The organism is Kitasatospora sp. NPDC085895 (assembly GCF_040702125.1).
Classification (GTDB): Bacteria; Actinomycetota; Actinomycetes; order Streptomycetales; family Streptomycetaceae; genus Kitasatospora; species Kitasatospora arboriphila.
Genome location: NZ_JBFBJY010000035.1, coordinates 21,113 through 35,562 on the forward strand (window position 1 = coordinate 21,113; position 14,450 = coordinate 35,562).

The 14,450-nt window shown below is 75.3% G+C and carries 19 protein-coding genes and 1 riboswitch; of the genes, 14 read left to right on the forward strand and 5 right to left on the reverse strand.

Annotation, left to right across the window (positions count from 1 at the left end):
* Positions 1-388: 388 nt before the first annotated feature.
* Positions 389-1,441 carry a hypothetical protein gene (locus AB0442_RS21865; RefSeq protein WP_366164640.1) on the forward strand — a complete coding sequence of 351 codons (1,053 nt, stop codon included), beginning with the start codon at positions 389-391 and terminating at the stop codon, positions 1,439-1,441.
* Here AB0442_RS21865 and AB0442_RS21870 read toward each other — a convergent pair.
* From AB0442_RS21870 to AB0442_RS21880, 3 genes are all read right to left on the reverse strand, one after another.
* Positions 1,405-1,758 carry a hypothetical protein gene (locus AB0442_RS21870; protein ID WP_366164641.1) on the reverse strand — a complete coding sequence of 118 codons (354 nt, stop codon included), beginning with the start codon at positions 1,756-1,758 and terminating at the stop codon, positions 1,405-1,407. The two genes, AB0442_RS21865 and AB0442_RS21870, sit on opposite strands and share 37 nt — an antisense overlap.
* 414 nt (positions 1,759-2,172) lie before the next feature.
* Positions 2,173-2,883, reverse strand: a complete 711-nt coding sequence (locus AB0442_RS21875) for a sensor domain-containing protein (RefSeq protein ID WP_366164643.1) — start codon at positions 2,881-2,883, stop codon at positions 2,173-2,175.
* 83 nt (positions 2,884-2,966) lie between these two features.
* Positions 2,967-3,581: a GNAT family protein gene (locus tag AB0442_RS21880; RefSeq protein WP_366164645.1), complete on the reverse strand. Its 615-nt coding sequence runs from the start codon at positions 3,579-3,581 to the stop codon at positions 2,967-2,969.
* Between the two features lie 96 nt (positions 3,582-3,677).
* Between AB0442_RS21880 and AB0442_RS21885 the strand changes: the two genes are divergently transcribed.
* Positions 3,678-4,565 (forward strand): hypothetical protein, encoded by an 888-nt coding sequence (locus tag AB0442_RS21885; RefSeq protein WP_366164647.1) that lies wholly within the window; start codon positions 3,678-3,680, stop codon positions 4,563-4,565.
* A 76-nt stretch (positions 4,566-4,641) separates the two neighbouring features.
* Here the strand turns inward: AB0442_RS21885 and AB0442_RS21890 are convergent, their stop codons facing one another.
* Positions 4,642-5,412: a M23 family metallopeptidase gene (locus tag AB0442_RS21890; RefSeq protein ID WP_363545841.1), complete on the reverse strand. Its 771-nt coding sequence runs from the start codon at positions 5,410-5,412 to the stop codon at positions 4,642-4,644.
* Between the two features lie 7 nt (positions 5,413-5,419).
* A riboswitch (cyclic di-AMP (ydaO/yuaA leader) is annotated at positions 5,420-5,582 on the reverse strand.
* 225 nt (positions 5,583-5,807) lie between these two features.
* Between AB0442_RS21890 and AB0442_RS21895 the strand changes: the two genes are divergently transcribed.
* Positions 5,808-6,098 (forward strand): YiaA/YiaB family inner membrane protein, encoded by a 291-nt coding sequence (locus tag AB0442_RS21895; RefSeq protein ID WP_366164648.1) that lies wholly within the window; start codon positions 5,808-5,810, stop codon positions 6,096-6,098.
* 26 nt (positions 6,099-6,124) lie between these two features.
* Here the strand turns inward: AB0442_RS21895 and AB0442_RS21900 are convergent, their stop codons facing one another.
* Complete coding sequence (locus AB0442_RS21900; protein WP_366164650.1) at positions 6,125-6,334, reverse strand: 4-oxalocrotonate tautomerase family protein; 210 nt, start codon at positions 6,332-6,334, stop codon at positions 6,125-6,127.
* Positions 6,335-6,483: 149 nt separating this feature from the next.
* On the opposite strand from AB0442_RS21900, the gene AB0442_RS21905 reads away from it, so the two are divergent.
* The 11 genes from AB0442_RS21905 to AB0442_RS21955 all read left to right on the forward strand — a co-directional run bounded on the left by AB0442_RS21905 (position 6,484) and on the right by AB0442_RS21955 (position 14,377).
* Entirely contained in the window at positions 6,484-7,320 is an 837-nt protein-coding gene (locus AB0442_RS21905; RefSeq protein WP_366164651.1) for an alpha/beta hydrolase, read from the forward strand.
* Positions 7,320-7,886: a TetR-like C-terminal domain-containing protein gene (locus tag AB0442_RS21910; RefSeq protein WP_366164653.1), complete on the forward strand. Its 567-nt coding sequence runs from the start codon at positions 7,320-7,322 to the stop codon at positions 7,884-7,886. Before AB0442_RS21905 ends, AB0442_RS21910 begins: the two co-directional genes overlap by 1 nt.
* A 41-nt stretch (positions 7,887-7,927) precedes the next feature.
* On the forward strand, positions 7,928-8,113 hold the full coding sequence (locus AB0442_RS21915) for a hypothetical protein (protein WP_366164655.1): 186 nt from the start codon (positions 7,928-7,930) through the stop codon (positions 8,111-8,113).
* Positions 8,114-8,309: 196 nt separating this feature from the next.
* Entirely contained in the window at positions 8,310-8,735 is a 426-nt protein-coding gene (locus AB0442_RS21920; RefSeq protein WP_366164656.1) for a PaaI family thioesterase, read from the forward strand.
* A gap of 140 nt (positions 8,736-8,875) precedes the next feature.
* On the forward strand, positions 8,876-9,091 hold the full coding sequence (locus AB0442_RS21925) for a hypothetical protein (RefSeq protein ID WP_344628307.1): 216 nt from the start codon (positions 8,876-8,878) through the stop codon (positions 9,089-9,091).
* 112 nt (positions 9,092-9,203) lie between these two features.
* Positions 9,204-10,541, forward strand: a complete 1,338-nt coding sequence (locus tag AB0442_RS21930; protein ID WP_366164721.1) for a sensor histidine kinase — start codon at positions 9,204-9,206, stop codon at positions 10,539-10,541.
* On the forward strand, positions 10,525-10,938 hold the full coding sequence (locus AB0442_RS21935) for a roadblock/LC7 domain-containing protein (RefSeq protein ID WP_366164658.1): 414 nt from the start codon (positions 10,525-10,527) through the stop codon (positions 10,936-10,938). Before AB0442_RS21930 ends, AB0442_RS21935 begins: the two co-directional genes overlap by 17 nt.
* On the forward strand, positions 10,935-11,303 hold the full coding sequence (locus AB0442_RS21940) for a DUF742 domain-containing protein (RefSeq protein WP_344627444.1): 369 nt from the start codon (positions 10,935-10,937) through the stop codon (positions 11,301-11,303). Before AB0442_RS21935 ends, AB0442_RS21940 begins: the two co-directional genes overlap by 4 nt.
* The gene (locus AB0442_RS21945; protein WP_344627445.1) at positions 11,281-11,883 is read left to right on the forward strand and encodes an ATP/GTP-binding protein; all 603 of its coding nucleotides are present in this window, start codon (positions 11,281-11,283) and stop codon (positions 11,881-11,883) included. The genes AB0442_RS21940 and AB0442_RS21945 overlap by 23 nt, the downstream gene beginning before the upstream one ends.
* Complete coding sequence (locus tag AB0442_RS21950) at positions 11,880-13,304, forward strand: cytochrome P450 (protein ID WP_366164661.1); 1,425 nt, start codon at positions 11,880-11,882, stop codon at positions 13,302-13,304. Before AB0442_RS21945 ends, AB0442_RS21950 begins: the two co-directional genes overlap by 4 nt.
* Positions 13,268-14,377 carry a cytochrome P450 gene (locus AB0442_RS21955; RefSeq protein WP_366164663.1) on the forward strand — a complete coding sequence of 370 codons (1,110 nt, stop codon included), beginning with the start codon at positions 13,268-13,270 and terminating at the stop codon, positions 14,375-14,377. Before AB0442_RS21950 ends, AB0442_RS21955 begins: the two co-directional genes overlap by 37 nt.
* Positions 14,378-14,450: the final 73 nt, after the last annotated feature.

Consider the following 14,450-nt stretch of genomic DNA (forward strand, 5'->3'; position numbering starts at 1 on the left):
GCCCTCCTCCGGAGCGCGTGCCTAAGGTGGCCGCACACTGAAAGGAGGTGATCCTGAGTTGAGTACCACCAGGATGCGTGAGGTGGCTGCTCGCTAGAGCCGCCCCTGCCTGTGCAGTGTGCGGGGCCCCAGGGGCCTCCGGCGGCAGGCGCAGACCCAAGCAGTCACCCGGCCCGCGGGCTCACCGGTACATCCCCGGTGCCTCGGCAGCAGGTCCCTCGGGACCGGCACCGAGGAAGCAGCCCGCGGGCCGTCTGCATGTCCGGGCCCGGTCCGGGCCTCCCACCCGGGGCCCCCGGCCCGCCGGGTGCGGCGACCTCCCGGAGTGACCGGCCCGTCCGCTACAGTCACTGCGGACCACAGGGGACCGGGGGCGGGGGTGGCTCGGGTGGAGCTGGAGCGCGGCGGACAGCCGGTGCCGGCGGTGCGGATCGGGCTGGCCGGGGTGGTCGGCGCCGGGCTGGTCGGCCTGGTGCTGTACGCCCTGGCGAGCGAGCACGGGGTGCGGGCGCTCGGCGGCGGCCTGGTGGTCGCGGCGACGTTCGCGGTCGGCGGCGGCCTGCTCGGCTTCCTCTTCGGCATCCCCAAGCTGCTGACCAGCGGGGCGGCGGCCCATCCGGACGACCAGTCCGCGACCTCGACCGCGAGCTACGCCCCCAACACCAATCTGGAGCAGGTCTCCGACTGGCTGACCAAGATCCTGCTCGGTGCCGGACTCACCCAGATCGGCACCCTGCCGCGCCGGCTGAGGGAGCTCGGCGAGGCGCTCGCCCCGGCGGTCGGCGGCGGCCCCGGCGCGGCCGGCTTCGCGGCGGCCCTCTCGGTGTACTTCACCGTCCTCGGCTTCCTCGCCGGCTGGCTGCTGACCCGGCTGCTGCTCGCCCGGGCGCTGTCCGCCGCCGACCGGCAGACCCTCGCCGACTCGGTGAACCAGACGGTGCTGGCCGCCCGGTCGCTGAACTTCAGCCCCCGGCAGGTGCGGGACCTCTTCGAGACCGGCGTCGAGGGCCTGCGGGTGCAGGCGCTCGCCCTGCTGCAGGGCAAGCCCGACCCGGAGAACCTGGACCTCGTGGTCTCGGCGATCGACCGGCACCTGTCGCCCTTCGAGCTGCTGCAGGCCCTGCTCGCCGCCAAGGCGATGCTCGGCGGCCCCGAACTCACCGCGGAGCAGCGGGCGGCACTGCGGGCGGCCGTCGCCTACAAGGTCCGCAACACCCGGAACGTGCCGCCGGACTCGCGGCGGCGGGCGGTCGCCGACGAGGTGCTGCGGCGGGTGCCCGCCCCGGCGCCCGACGGCGGCGGCAGCCCGGGCGGTTCGGACGGCCCGGACGGCCCGGACGGCGGTGGCCGGGACACCGGCACGGCCGGCGGCCCGCAGATCGCCGCGGTGCCGGCGATCCCGCCTCAGGTGCAGGCCCCCGAAGGTCCGGCCGCTCCCTGACGGCGGCGGACGGACCGCAGCCGCAGCACCCGGCGGTCCTGTCCGGCCGCACGCCGCACGGTGATCTCGCCGGCCACCCCGTGCCGGCCGAGCGCGGCCCGGAGCCCGTCGAGGTGCCGGCAGTGCCTGCCCTCCCCGTCGTGCAGCGGGTGGACGCGGACCTCGCCGGCCGGATCGGTCACCGGGACCAGTTCGAGCAGCGCCGACAGCTGGTCGTCGGGGCCGAACCGGTCCGGGTGGGCGAACAGCAGGTACGAGCCGAGGGTGAGGGCGAAGGTGCCGTCGGCGAACGGCAGCCGGGGCAGTGCGGCGGCCACGTAGCGGTGGGGGTGGGCGGCCCGGTCGGCCGTGAACAGCTCCCGGGCCGGTCCCAGCTGCGCAGGTACTTGTCGTACCGGAGGTGGCGGGGGAGGGGTAGCGCTGCGGGGTGCTGCACATCTGCGCTGCCACGGCGTCCCGGCCGGCGCGGGCCAGGTCGGCGAGCACGGCGGCGCCCCCGGGGCAGTCCAGCAGCGGACCGGACAGGCCGCGCAGCACGGCCCGGCTGAGGCCGGAGGAGGCGCAGTACTCGTCGAGCGGACGGGACGTCACCAGCACGGCGGCTCCCTCGCGGACGGGCGGTGCACCGGGGCGATGGCCCGGGCGCGGTACGGCTCATCGGACCACGGCCTCCGGAGGCCCGCATCCGGGCTGCCGGGGCCGTGGGGGCCGCACCCTGAGGGGCAGTCGGCTCAGCGGCCGCCGAGCAGGCCGCGGGCGGCGAGCCGGTTGACCGCGGTGAGCCCGCGGACCAGCTGCGGGGTGAGCAGCACCAGCACGATGCCGAGGGCGCAGACGCCCGCGATCTGGGCCGGGGTGGTGACGTAGAGCTCGTGGTGGCGCCCGGCGTCGGTGGTGAAGTCGTACACCCGGTAGCCCGGCCAGTCGGTGTACCGGGCGAAGACCCAGTGGTAGAGCGGGTACAGCGCGACCACCCAGCCGGTCACCAGGAAGGTCACGGTGACGGCGAAGCTCAGCACCGCCCAGGGGAACATCAGCACCTGGTGCAGCACCGCACGCCAGCCCGCGCCGTCGGCGATCCGGTCGGTGACGGTGCCCCAGAAACCGGTGCGCTTCGGGACGACGGGCGCGGGCGCGGCGACCGGCGTGCCGAGCAGGACGCGGGCCCGGTGCCGCTCCAGCGCGCCGAAGCCCCGTGCCTGCACGAGCAGCAGGGCCAGCACCGGCAGGCCGAGTGCGGTGACGAGCAGGCCGAGCCCGGTGCAGAACAGGGCGACGGCGACGACGAAGGCCGCGATCGCGATCGGCAGGCCGGTGAGGACGAAGCCGACCTCCCGGTAGGTGGCGGCCGCGAACGGCGCCCGCAGGAAGCCGGGCCGGCGCCCGGCGGGCACGTCGCCCGGGTACGGCGCGGCGGTCTGGTGCAGCGGTGCGGTGGTCATCTGTGGCCCCTCGGTGTCCGTTCGGACTGACGACTCCACGGTGCCGGAGCGGGGCGCCCGGGGTAATCCGGCCCACCGGCGGCTCAGGGGTGGGGTTCTCCCCACCCCCGTGCTGCGGCGGGCCGCACCCACTCGTCCTCCAGCAGCGAGAACAGCAGCGAGTCCCGCCACGCCCCGCGCACCAGCAGGTCGTGCCGGATCCGGCCCTCCGGCCGGAAACCGGCCCGGGTCAGCACCCGCACCGAGGCGGCGTTCTCCGGGGCGACCCGGGCGGCGAGCCGGTGCAGACCGAGCGTCCCGAAGCCGAACCCGCAGAGCAGCGCGAGGACTTCGCCCGCGTAACCGTTTCCCCAGGTGTCCCGGCGCAGCACGCAGCCGAGGGAGGCGGCGCGGGTGCCTTCGAGTTCGAGGACGGCCTGGCCGATCGGCGGGTCCCCGCCGTCCCGCTCGGCCGGGGCGACGGCGAGCTGGTAGACGGTGCGCGGGTCCTGCTCGGCCTCGTCGAGCGAGAGCTCGATCTGATCGGCGCACTCCTCCTCGTCGCAGACCTCGTACCCGAGGTGCCGGACGGCCTCCGGGTCGCCGAGGACGGCGTGCAGGGCGAGGACGTCCTCCGGGGCCAGCCGGAACTCGCGGATCGCCAGGCGCGGTCCCACCAGGAGGACCTGGCGGTCCGTCCGGACCTGTTCGGCTGTCATGGCCGCCGACCCTACCCCGGCCGGCCCGGCCGCACCCCCGGCCCGCGGCGGGCCCGGGTGCCGCGCGCCGGACCCCGCACCGGCTACGGTACCGGCGTGGACGACGAAGACCTGCAGCTCATCCCCCGTACCCGCGCCGGGTCCCTGCTCGCCTGGGCGGACGCCGAGGCGCTGCCCCCGGTGCCGGAGGAGGCCGCCCAGCAGGTCCTGACCCTGCTGGAACTCGGCGGCGCACCGCTCCACGACGGCTGGCCCGAACTCGGCTCCGCCGTGGTCGAACAACTGCTCCACGAACGGCTCCACCTGTACGTCCAGCCGGAGGGCGACCCCGGCGCGTACGGCGAGACCGTCCGGCTGCTGATCGACCACCAGCGGGCCGCCCGGCGGCTCAACGCCAAGCGGCAGGAACGGCTGCACGCCGAGGCGGAATGGCAGGGCGAACTGCTCGGGACGCTGCTGCGGCGGCCGCAGCTGCTGACCTGGCCCCGGCTCTACACGCTGCTGCTGCGGGCGGACGGGGTGGACACCGCGGACACCGATGCGGTGCGGGCCTGGCTGGACGGTTTCCGCGCCCTGGAACCCGAGGACCGGGCGGCGGCGTACGCGGCCCTGGTCGACGGCGGCGCACTGGACCCGATGACCGGGGCGGACGCCGCACTCGGCTGGGGCGAGGCGCATCTGCTGTCGATCGGCATGGCGACGGACGGGGCGCGGCGACTGCTGGAGTACGGGCTGATGCAGCGCAGCTACCGGAACCTGGCGGCGCTGACCGCACAGGGCGAGCCGATGCCGTACGAGCTGCGGGGGGAGTTCGAGGACTTCGAGCAGGTCGTGGCGGACGTCGCGCTGTGGCTGTGCGGGCAGTGGACCGTCCCGGGACTGCCGGCCCTGCTGCTCACCGAGTACCCCGACCTGGCCCCCGAACCCGGCACCGCCGAACTGGAGGCCTACGCGGCAGCCCGCCGGGAAGGTCACGAGGAGTAGGCGAAGCGGGGCAGCGCCCCTGAGGTGCTGCCCCTGGAGGTCGCAGCCCTTGGGGTGGCTGCCTCCGGGGTGTCGGTCAGGGCTGGACGCCGTGGGAGCGGAGCCAGCCGAGGGGGTCGACGGGGGCACCGCCGGCGGGGCGGACCTCGAGGTGGAGGCGGGGGGTGGTGACGCTGCCGGTGGCGCCGACCGTGCCGAGGACGGTGCCGCGCTCGACCGGGCCGTCGGTGACCGCGAGCCGGTTGAGGTGGCAGTACCAGACCTCGGTGCCGTCGGGCAGGGTCTCGACGATCCGGTAGCCGTAGGAGCCGGCCCAGCCGGCCGAGGTGACGGTGCCGCTGCCGACGGCGGTGACCGGGGTGCCGGTGGCGGCCTGGAAGTCGAGGCCGGTGTGCAGGTGGGCCCAGTGGCCGCTGGGGCCGTACTGGGCGCCGAGGGTGTAGCCGCTGGTCGGCAGGGCGAGGGCGGTGGCCTCGACGGCGGCCTGGGCGGCGCGGCGGGCCTCGGCCTCCTGCGCGGCGGCGAGGCGGGCGGCCTCGTCTGCGGCGGTGCGGTGGTCGGCCTGCTGCTGGATGCGGGCGAAGAGGGCGAGGCCCGGGTCGGCGGAGTCGGCGGCCTGGTCGGGCGCGCTCACGGCGGGTTCGGCCGCGGCGGCCGGGCCGGCGGCGGCCGCGGTCATGCCGGCGGCGCCGAGGGTGGCGGCCACGGTGGCGGTGACGCCCAGCAGCGGGCTGCCGCCCCTGGTCTGCCGGGGCATCCGGTGGCGGGCCTGGTCGGCCTGCTCCCAGGGGTGGTCGAGGAGCCGGGTGGCTGCGGCGGCGGAGTCCGCCGAGTGCGTCGACGCCACGGGGGCGCACTCCTTTCCTTCCCTCGCCGACCGGGTTAGCTGACGGGTTCGGAGCAGGAAGGTCTCCTACGGCTGGGCCACCGGCCCGGCCGATTCACCCCAAGGAAGGTGGTTCCCCGGCTCCCGTGACCACCGGCGAAGGCAGCCGCGGGATTGAGCGACACGCGCACGGTGCCGTGTCGGTACGGCGTTGCCGACCGCGCTGCGTTATCAAACGTTAATGCTAGGCACGCCTTGATTCCAAGCGTCTGCGACGGTGGATTCGTAAGGGCTACGCGCAGGATGGGCGATTTGCCATGGATTGTGAATCAGTCCCTGACGGAGGGTGATCGCCCCCCTCGGGGTGAGTATCCGTACTCATGCGGGCCGGTGCCCGCTCCGGGACCCTGCAAGGCATGAGCGCACCGATGCAGTCCCGCACCACGGCCGCCTACTACGTGCAGGCCGTCCTGTCCTTCGCCCTCGCCACGGCCGCCCTGGCGATCGGGATCGCCCGCCTCCCGGTGGACGCCTGGATGCGCGCCTTCCTGGCGGTCGCCCTGCTGTACGTGATCACGTCCTCGTTCACGCTGGCCAAGGTGGTCCGCGACCGCCAGGACGCCGGGGAGCTGGTGTCCCGGGTGGACCAGGCCAGGCTGGACAAGCTGCTGGCCGAGCACGACCCGTTCCGGGCCGACAGCCTCTGAACCCCCGCGGGCCCGGCCCGCGGCGGTCAGCCGGCGGAGGCGGCCCGGGCCTGCTTGGCGGCGAAGGTCTCGCCGCCGGCCGCCCAGTTCCCGGCCGGGATCTCCTCGACGACGACCCAGACCTTCTCCGGGTCCGTGCCGGTCGCCCGGGCGTAGGCGGCGGTGAGCTCGCGGGCGATCTCGGCGCGCTGCTCCTCGGTGCGGCCGGCCAGCTGCTTGACGGTGATGAGGGGCATGACGCCTCCGGTCTCTCGGTTCCCGCGGTCCGCCGAAAGCTACCGCAGCCGGCACGCGCCGCCGCGCCGCCCTTGACGGCTAAGGCTATTAGCAATAGCTTTATGGCTACGGGCAATCAGCCGCGTCAGCGAGGCCAAGGAGGCCGGCCGTGAACGACACCCAGCACGCCCCGCAGACCCGCCACCTGGACGTCCCCGGCGGCCGCCTGGCGTACGACGACACCGAGCAGGGCGCCGGCACCCCCGTCGTCCTGCTGCCCGGGATGCTCGACCTGCGGTCGGCCTACCGGCACCTGCACCCGCTGCTCACCGCCGCCGGACACCGGGTGGTCACCATGGACCTGCGCGGCATGGGCGAGTCCTCGACCGCGTGGGACGACTACTCGCCGACCGCGATCGCCGGCGACGTCCGCGCCCTGCTCGACCACCTGGGCATCGACCGCGCCGTCCTGGTGGGCAGCTCGTACACCGGCGCCACCGTCGTCCGGGTCGCCGCGGACGCACCGGAGCGGGTCGCCGGGATCGTCCTGGTCGACGCCTTCTTCGAGAACTTCCCGCCGAACCTGCTGCAGAAGGCCGTGGTCGGCCTGCTCGGCCCGGCCGTCACCTGGTTCCCCGGCCTGTGGGGCGCCGCGCAGAAGTTCTACTTCCCGACCGCGCGGCCCGCGGACTTCGACGCCCAGCGGGCCCGGCTGGTCGCCGCGCTGAAGCAGCCGGGGCGCCGCCGGGCGGTCCGCGGCTACGTCCGCGGCGACTCCGCGCCGACCGGCTGGGGCGCGGACGTGCGGTGCCCGGCGCTGGTCGTCATGGGCAGCCGGGACCCGGACTTCCCCGACCCGGCGGCGCTCGCCGAGCGGCAGGCCTCGGCGCTGCGCGGGCGTATGGTGATCATCGAGGGCGGCGGCCACTACCCGATGGCCGGGTACCCGCAGGCCACCGCCGACGCCCTGCTGCCCTTCCTGGCCGAAGTGAACGAGGTCGCCTGATGCCCCGGGCCGGACTGACCCCCGCCGCCGTCGTCGACCGCGCGCTGGAACTCGTCGACGAGCAGGGCCCGGAGGCCCTCACCCTGGCCGCGGTCGCCGGCCGGGCCGGGGTGGCCACCCCCTCGCTCTACAAGCACGTCACCGGCGGTCTCGCCGAACTGCGCCGGCTGATCGCCGTCCGGGTCACCGACGAGCTGACCGAACGGCTGTCCCGGGCGGTGCTCGGCCGCGGCGGCGACGAGGCGCTCGCGGCGCTGATCGACGCCTACGTCGACTACGCGGTGCAGTACCCGTCGCGCTACGCGGCCCTGCCGCAGGCGCCGCAGGACGACCCGGCGTCGACTGCGGCGGCCGGCCGGCTGGTCGAGGTGATCCTGGCGGTGCTGCGCGGGTACGGGCTGGCCGGCTCCGAGCTGATCCACGCCACCCGGACGGTCCGTGCCGCGGCGCACGGCTTCGCCTCGCTGAGCACCGCCGGCGGGTTCCGGCTGGCCGAGGACGTCGCGACCACCCGGCAGCGGCTCACCGGGGTGCTGGTCGCGGGCCTGCGCGACTGGCCGCGCTGAACCGCCCGTGACCCGGCGGCGTCCCGCGCGTTGTGCAGGGCATGAAGAAGCGCAGCATGCTCGCCTTTGCCTCGCTCGCCGTCGGCGTCGTCGCCTCGCTGACCGCCCCGAGCGCCCACGCCGACGGGCCGCAGCACCGCACCGGTGACGCCAGGACGGTCACCGGCACCGAGCTCCCGGACACCGCCGCCGCCGAGGAGGCCGCCGAGGACGCCGACCTCGCCTGAGCCCGGGCGGCCCGCCGCCGCCCACCCCCGCTCCCCACGGGCCCGCGCCGACCGGCGCGGGCCTCCGTGCCGTCCGGGGCGGTGCGCCGGGCCGGGCGGGCGGTGTGCCGGGCGGCACAGCCCCGACCGGGTTGACGCGGGGCGGGTCGGCGGCGGATGGTTCTGGGGCACTCCGCCCCCGCACCAGGACCGCGCCATGGACACCCTCACCGACCGCCTCCGCAGCAACCTCGACGGCCAGCCGATGCTGGCGACCCTGGGGGTGGAGATCGTCGAGCTGGCCCGCGGCCGGGTGGTGCTCGACCTGCCCGTGCGGCCCGCGGTGACCCAGCAGAACGGCTTCGTGCACGCCGGCGCCATCTCCACGCTCGCCGACGCGGCGGCCGGGGCGGCCGCGCTCTCCCTGATGCCCGAGGGCAAGGACGTGCTCAGCGTGGAGTTCAAGCTCAACCTGCTCAGCCCCGGGGTGGGCGAGCGGCTGCGGGCCATCGGCACGGTCGTCCGCAGCGGACGGACCGTCACCGTGGTCGGCGCCGAGGTCCGTTCGATCACCGGCGGCGTCCCCGGCAAGGAGGTCGCGCTGCTCCAGGGCACGATGATCGCCGTGGAGCACGCCCCGTGACCGCGGCCGGTCCGCGACGGCACGGCATCGTCACCGAATCGGGACACCGGACGCCGCCCGGCGGGGTAGGTCTGGAAGTGGACGGCCCGCACCGGCCCCGGTCCGGCGGCACCCGGCAGGAACACGGAGGACGTGGAGAGATGACCAAGACGGCCCGCAGCACCGCGCCTGCCACCCGGCTCATCCCCGGCCAGCGCCCGCCGGCCGAGCCGCCGTTCGTCCCGCCGGCGGCCGGTCCCGGCACCGGTCCGGTCTCCGCGCTGCGCCGTGCGTTCGCGGTGGCCCGCGGGCTGCGCACGCTGCGTCCCGTCCCGGCACGGGCCCAGGAGTCCTACGGCGAGGTCGACGGCCAGTGAGGATCGACGCGTCGGCGTGCGGCATTCCGCTTGATTGACGCGTTCAGATCACCGTTCCGGCGATCTGTTCACACATACGTAGGATCATCATCCTAGAATTCGCCGCGTGACGATGTCTCAGTGGTGCGCAGCGGCAGCCGTTGTCCTCGCCGTCCCCGCGGTCCTGACCGCCGCGAGGTACCGGGCCGTCACCCGCACCCTGCGCCGCCGGCTCGACGAGCAGCAGCACGAACTCGACTCCCTGCGCGGCCGGTTGGCCGGTGAGCTGGCCCGGCGCAGCGCCGAGGGCGCGGCCGTCCAGCGCGAGCAGGAGCTGACCGCCGGCACCCAGCGCGCCTTCCTCAGCGTCGCCCGCCGGATCCTGGTGATGGCCCACGACCAGCAGGCCGGGCTGGACGAGATGGAGCGCAACCACGACGACCCGGTGCTGCTGGAGGGGCTGCTCAAGGCCGACCACGCCGCCGCCCAACAGGCCCGGCTGGCCCAGACGCTGGCGGTGCTGTGCGGGGCCCGGGCCGGCCGGCACTGGCCCGAGCCGGTCGCGCTGGAGGACGTCGTCCGCGGTGCGCAGTCGCGCATCCTGCCGTTCCAGCGGGTCGTCGTCCGCAGCCGGTTGGAGACCGCGGTGGTGGGCGCCGCCGCGGAGGCGCTGATCCACGCGGTCGCCGAGCTGCTGGACAACGCCACCCGCTACTCGCCGCCCAGCACGCAGGTGTTCGTCACGCTGATGCCGGTGCACAACGGCGCCGTGATCGAGATCGACGACGCCGGTGTCGGCATGCCCGAGGGCGCGGTGGAGAAGGCCGCCGCGGCGTTGGCCGGCGGCGGCGGGCTGGAGGTGTCCCGGCTCGGCGAGGTGCCGCAGCTGGGCCTGGCCGCGGTCGGCCGGCTGGCCGAGCAGTACGGGTTCCGGGTCACGCTCAGCTCCGCGCCCTCGCCGTACGGCGGTGTGCGGGTGGTCCTGCTGCTGCCGAACGCGCTGCTCACCGAGCCGCTGCCGCACGCTCCGGCCGTCCCGGCCGCCGCGCCCGTCCCGTCCGCCGTCCCCTCGGCCCCGGCGACGCCGCTGTCGCCCGCGGCCCCCTCGGCACCGGCCGCCGCGGCACCGCAGGCCGCGCCCGCGGAGGGCGCGCTCCCGCGCCGCACCAACCGCCGCCGGGCCGCCCCCGCGCCCGGACGGCACGCCACCGAGCAGCCCGCCACCGCGGTGCCGCAGCGTTCCGCCCGGGAGGCGCAGGCCTTCATGGCGCTCTTCCAGGCCGGCACCGCCAGCGGCCGGTCGGCCACCGGCCGCACCACCCAGGACCAGCAGAACCCGCAGCACCAGCAGGACCAGCAGGACCAGCAGCACGGCACTCCGGCCGAGCCCGCCCCCGGGCCGGCCGGGACGCTTCCCGCCTCCCCCCAACACCCCCTGCGCGCAGGAGAGTTCTATGACCACCAATCCTGATCTCGGCTGGCTTCTCGCGGACATCGTCGCCGTGCCGGAGGTGCGGCACGCCGTCGTCGTCTCCAACGACGGGCTGGAGATCGGCCGCAGTGCCAAGATCGGCCGCGACGACGCCGAACGGCTCGCCGCCGCCTGCTCCGGGCTGCAGTCGCTCGCCCGCGGCGTGGCGCAGGGCTTCGGCGGACCGGGCAGTGCGACCCGGCAGATCGTCGTCGAGTACGGCGGCGGCTACCTGTTCATCGTCACCGCCGGGGCCGGCGCGCACCTCGCGGTGGTGACCGGCGAGGCGGTCGACGCCGGCCTGGTGGCCTATCAGATGCAGGTAATGGTCGAGCGGATCGGCACCCACCTGACCAGTCCGCCCCGGATCGAGCAGGCGGCCGGGGACGCGCGGTGAGCGGCCCGGTCCGGCCGTACGTGATCACGGGCGGCCGGAGCCGGCCCAGCCGGAACGTCCTGGCACTGGAGAGCCTGGTCTCCACCGTGCCCGGGGCGGACCTCGGCGAGGCCGAGCTCAACCGGGAACACCAGCGCATCCTGGCGCTCTGCGGGCGGTTGCTCGCGATCGCCGAGATCGCCGCCCACCTGCACCTGCCGCTCAGCGTGGTGAAGGTGCTGGTCGGTGATCTCTGGGACCTCGGCGCCGTCCAGGTCCTGCCCCCGGCCACCGCCGTCCACCGGTCGCCGGACGTCCCGCAGGCCGACCGCCTGCCCACGTCGCTCCTCGAGGAGGTACTCGTTGGCCTCCGCCAACTCCGCTGAGCCGTCCTATCTGCCCTCCACCGTGCAGGGCGCCGTCAAGGTCCTCGTCACCGGGCCCTTCGGCGTCGGCAAGACCACCCTCGTCGGGTCGCTCAGCGAGATCGCGCCGCTGCGCACCGAGGAGACCATGACCGCGGCCGGCGTCGGCATCGACGACCTCACCGGCCGGACGGGCAAGACCACCACCACCGTCGCCCTCGACTTCGGCCGGATCACCCTCAACCCGCAGCTCGCGCTCTACCTCTTCGGCACCCCGGGCCAGCAGCGCTTCTGGCCGCTGTGGGAGGACCTCTCGCGCGGTGCGCTCGGCGCGATCGCCCTGGTGGACACCCGCCGGATCGGCGAGAGCTTCGACGTGCTCGGCCAACTGGAGGAGCAGGGCATCCCGTTCGCGGTGGCGGTCAACGTCTTCCCGGACACCGTGCGCCACTCCGAGCAGGAGCTGCGCGACGCGCTCGACCTGCTGCCCGACGTGCCGATCCTGCACTGCGACGCCCGCGACCGGCAGGCCGCCTACGACGTGCTGATCGACTTCGTCGCCCATCTGCACGCCACCGCCGTACTGGAGCTCCAGCCATGACCAGCCCCCTGCCGGAGACCGGCCCGGTGCCGCCGCCCGGCTGCCCGATGCACCAGGCCGGCGGCGGCCGCCCCGCGCCGCTGTACGGCCCGGCGGTCTCCGACGACCCGCACGGCCTGTACGCCCGGCTCCGCGAGCAGTACGGGCCGGTCGCCCCGATCGAGCTGGAGCCGGGCGTCGAGGCCTGGCTCGTCCTCGGCTACCCCGAGCTGCTCGAACTCACCCGCAACGAGGCGCTGTTCTCCAAGGACTCGCGGCGCTGGCGGGTCGCCCGGGAGGGCCGGCTGGCCGCGGACTCCCGGCTGCTGCCGATGACCGCCTGGCGGCCCACCCTGCTCAACCTGGACGGCTCCGAGCACCAGCGGCTCCGCTCGGCCGTCGCCGACACGCTGTCGAGGATCGACCACCGGCAGCTGCGCACCACCACCGAGGCGGCGGCCAACGCGCTGATCGACGGCTGGGGCCCGGACGGCACCGCCGACCTGATCGCCCAGTACGCCCGACGGCTGCCGCTGCTGGTCTTCACCCAGCTGCTCGGCCTGCCCGCCGAGGCCGGCCCCCACCTGATCGAGCTGATCAGCCACTTCGTGGACAGCAGCGAGAAGTCGGTGCGGGCCAACGCCGAGTTCCAGGCGATCCTGGTCGACCTGGTGCGGCGCCGCCGCGAGCAGCCCGGCGCCGACCTCACCTCCTGGCTGCTGGCGCACCAGGCGGGCCTGACCGACGAGGAGGCGGTGCACCACCTGGTGGTGATCCTCGTCGCGGGCAACGAGACGACCATCAACTGGACGGGCAACGCGCTGCGGCTGCTGCTGACCGACCGTCGCTTCCGCTCCACGCTGACCGGCGGGCGCCTCAGCGTCTCGGACGCCCTGGACGAGGTGCTCTGGCGGGACCCGCCGACGCAGAACTTCCCCGGCCGGTGGGCGACCGGCGACACCGTGCTGGGCGGCCAGTACATCAGCGCCGGCGACATGCTGGTGCTCGGCCTCGCCGGGGCGAACGCGGACCCCGCGGTGCACGGCCCGGACGGCATCGGCGGCAACCGGGCGCACCTCGCCTGGGGCGCCGGCCGGCACGTCTGCCCGGCCCAGCACCCGGCCCGGCTGATCGTCGAGACCGCCGTCGAGACCCTGCTGCACCGGCTGCCGGACCTGCAGCTCGCCGTCCCGGCAGCCGAGTTGAAGTGGCGGCCGTCGCCCTGGTCGCGCGCCCTGGTCGACCTGCCGGTGCTGTACAGCGCGTTCTCCCCGCCCCGCCCCGCCGCGTCCGAAAGGCCGACATGGACACCGCCGACCGTCCCGCCCCCGTCAGACTCGACCCCTTCGGACGCGACCAGCACACCGAGAACGCCCGGCTCCGGGAGGCCGGGCCGGCGGTCCTGGTGGAACTCCCTGGCGGGGTGGTGGTCTGGGCGATAACCCACCACGACACCCTGCAGGAGCTGCTCGCGGACCCGCGGGTCGGCAAGAACGCGCAGCTGTGGACGACCTTCCGCGAGGGCCGGCTGCCCGAGGGCTGGCCGCTGCTGAACTTCGTCACGGTGCCCGGCATGGTCACCGCGGACGGCGCCGACCACCGCCGGCTGCGCGGCCTGGTCACCCAGGCGTTCACCCCGCGCCGGATCGCCGAGCTGGCGCCCGCGGTCGAGGCCCGTGCCGAGCGGCTGCTCGACGGACTGGCCAGCCTGGAGGGCGAGTTCGACCTGCGGGAGCACTTCGCCTACCCGCTGCCGATGCAGGTCATCGGTGAACTCCTCGGCCTGGACGTGACGCAGCAGGACGAACTGCACGAGCTGTCCGACACCCTGGTGTCCAGCTCGGCGACCCCGCAGGCCGCGATCGCCGCCCAGCAGGGCCTGTTCGCGCTGCTCGGCTCGGTGATCGCCGCCAAGCGGGAGAAGCCGGGCGACGACCTCACCACCGACCTCATCGCCGCCCGCGAGGAGGGCGACCGGCTCTCCGAGCAGGAGCTGGTGGGCACCCTGCTGCTGATGCTGGTCGCGGGGCACGAGACCACGCTGAACCTGATCACCAACGCGGTGCGGGCGCTGCTGGCCCACCCGGACCAGCTGCGGCTGGTGCTGGACGGGAAGGCCACCTGGTCGGCGGTGGTCGAGGAGACGTTGCGGTACGACTCGCCGGTCGGCCAGTTCCCGCTGCGCTACGCGGCCGAGGACATCGAGGTCGGCGGGGTGCTGATCCGCCGCGGCGAGGCGCTGCTGGCCTCGTACGCGGCCGCCGGGCGTGACTCGGGGCACCACCCGGAGGCGGACCGGTTCGACGTCACCCGGGCGCCGTCCCGGCACCTGTCCTTCGGGCACGGACCGCACTTCTGCCTGGGTGCCGGGCTGGCCCGGCTGGAGGCGGAGACGGCCCTGCGCGGGCTGTTCGGCCGCTACCCGACCCTGGTGGCGGCGGAGGGACCGGCCCCCGAGCCGATCGCCTCGTTCGTCTCCAACAGCGTGCGGAAGCTGCCGGTGCGGATCGGCTGACGCTCGGGCGGTCGATTCGGGGGCGCGTGGGGGGAGGTGCCCCCAGCGCCCCTGTGCGGCATCCCGTGCGCCC